The 2,109-nt window shown below is 57.4% G+C and carries 4 protein-coding genes; 1 reads left to right on the forward strand and 3 read right to left on the reverse strand.

Annotated features, from left to right (window positions below; genetic code table 11):
* The first annotated feature begins 433 nt into the window (after positions 1-433).
* On the forward strand, positions 434-661 hold the full coding sequence (locus AC5ZFO_RS47740) for a hypothetical protein (protein ID WP_496124233.1): 228 nt from the start codon (positions 434-436) through the stop codon (positions 659-661).
* A 384-nt stretch (positions 662-1,045) separates the two neighbouring features.
* Here the strand turns inward: AC5ZFO_RS47740 and AC5ZFO_RS47745 are convergent, their stop codons facing one another.
* From AC5ZFO_RS47745 to AC5ZFO_RS47755, 3 genes are all read right to left on the reverse strand, one after another.
* Positions 1,046-1,249 carry a cold-shock protein gene (locus tag AC5ZFO_RS47745; protein WP_104466254.1) on the reverse strand — a complete coding sequence of 68 codons (204 nt, stop codon included), beginning with the start codon at positions 1,247-1,249 and terminating at the stop codon, positions 1,046-1,048.
* An 83-nt stretch (positions 1,250-1,332) separates the two neighbouring features.
* The gene (locus AC5ZFO_RS47750; protein ID WP_496124234.1) at positions 1,333-1,611 is read right to left on the reverse strand and encodes a hypothetical protein; all 279 of its coding nucleotides are present in this window, start codon (positions 1,609-1,611) and stop codon (positions 1,333-1,335) included.
* 230 nt (positions 1,612-1,841) lie between these two features.
* A partial coding sequence (locus AC5ZFO_RS47755; RefSeq protein WP_496124235.1) for a hypothetical protein occupies positions 1,842-2,109 on the reverse strand: 268 nt, incomplete at its 5' end.

Below are 2,109 nucleotides of genomic sequence, written 5' to 3' on the forward strand. Positions count from 1 at the left end.
GCACCTACCAGCACCAGTGGGTTGCCGCGCCCCCCGCGTGCATGCCATATCAAAGTGCTCGGCCTGCAAATGTTCGAGCCGGCTCCGCTCATAGGAGTAACCGCCGTGCCTAGGACCGAAGTGGCAGCGGCAATCCAAGCATTCACGGACTACGTCCGTAGGCCAAGCCATACACCGGCAGAAGACACGTACGGGCCACAGCGAACTGAAGAACAGCTGGCCGATTGGCGATCCCGGGTTGAAGTTATCTGCTCAAAAATGGACGCGGTGGCGGATTGCCCGCTTTCGACCTTATCCGAATTCGAGGCGCTCAGACGCGAGATGGGGACAGATTTTCCCGCAACGCCACCCGCTTTACTTAACCGTGTAGCGGACGCATTTTTACGCCGTGGTTCGGCGGATGCCGGACCCTCAATCAGGACGGAGCCGGATGATGCCTGGCACATTCTCGCTGCACAAGATCGACGAAGCTATACGCGACCTCGAAGAAAAAGTTGCTCACGGTGCAGAAATCAGCCGCGAGGAGCTCGCGAGCGGCATTCTGCGGATTACGAAGCGTCTTCGAGATGAACTCGAAGCCGCGCTCAAGGTAATCGATAGCCTCAAGGATCACACCGGGTTCACGGTGGCAGCCGCGCGACCTAAACAGCGGGAACGTTAGCGGCAACGTGACTCGGCGCCCGAAGCGTTGGAGGTAGAGCGCTGTCCCTACCACGCACCGCTAACCTCTACGCAGCCAGCCTCAGCGGCGAAAGAATCTGACGATGGGATACATCTATCGGAAATGGGCGTGGCACAACTACCAGGACTGGTCGTAGCCTCACGTGGCTTGGCAATCAGTCTCGGATCGCAGGCAGCGCCGTCGCGAGTCGCCAACTCACTGCCAGGGCAGGTATAGCACCACGAACAGTACCAAGGCTGCAAGCCCGAACGCCCACGCGAACAATAGCGCCTTATCCATCGGCCAATTCCGATCGATCTCCTCGGCCGCCCGCAGCGGCGTACCACTGCGGCCTTTCTGTTGAGCAACACAATGGGTGGTGCATCACTCGATTCGTAGATTTTCCGCCGAGTCTTTTCCGCGATTTTTCACGATGTCGAAGCTGACTTTTGCGCCCTCTGCGAGCGAAGTAAAACCAGCCTTTTCAACCGCGGAGATGTGGACAAAGACGTCATTGCCGCCCGAATCCGGTTGAATGAACCCATACCCCTTTGTCGGGTTGAACCACTTCACTGTCCCAATTGCCACCTAACTTCTCCATGTTTTAAAAATGAAAAGTAGTGCGCGACTCCGACAAAAGAATGGCTTGTCGCGTCGCGCTCGCACCAACGCTACATCGTCGCTAGAACGCTGAATGCATTCTGCCTGGCCACATTGATGTTGTTTGCGTTGGTACTGTCTCCCTGCTCGTTGGCCGAGAACACGTGGAAGCCAAGCAAAGGCGAAGCGGAATAGGCGGCCGTTCCACCAACCTGCGTTGTGTTCGGCCCACCCGCAAGAACTCCTTGGCCGATGAATGCGTTCGTCGCATCCATCCCGATGCCGGAAACCGCCGCTGCGCTATTGGCAACGAGACCAATGCGGGAAGCATATGAAATCTGCGTTTCCATCTTCAGCCAAGCCGAACACAACCGATATCTGGGTGCCTGCGGACGCCCTGGCCTGCCGAACTGTCGCGCTCGTGTATGTATAGGGCGACCCGTTGTCGTTCGAAGCGGCGGATACTGTGACGCGGTTACGTCCCCTTCCAGCTTTTCGACTTTCTCCTTAGCCGCAGCTTCCTTCGCTGTAGCATTGGAAATCCCGCTGACGTGTTTCGCATATTCGTCGGCGCTGGTAGCTACGAAATGGCGACGAATTGCTTCTCGAGCCCTTTTTCTGATGCTGGACGGGTCGGCGCGTCCTTTCGCTCCCGCAACGCACTTAATACCGTCAGCATCAGGGGTCTGACATCATCCAATGCTGCGGTGAACGTTAGGACGGCAGCTTTAAACTGCGCTTGAAATTCGGCTGACAGCTGAGCAGCGGCAGGTATCGCGGTCTTCGCGGCAGCCAGCGCTTCCACGCAGCTACCTGCATGTTGCGTGGCAGTGTTCAGTTCGATGACG

It is taken from the genome of Bradyrhizobium sp. Unk1, assembly GCF_059512345.1.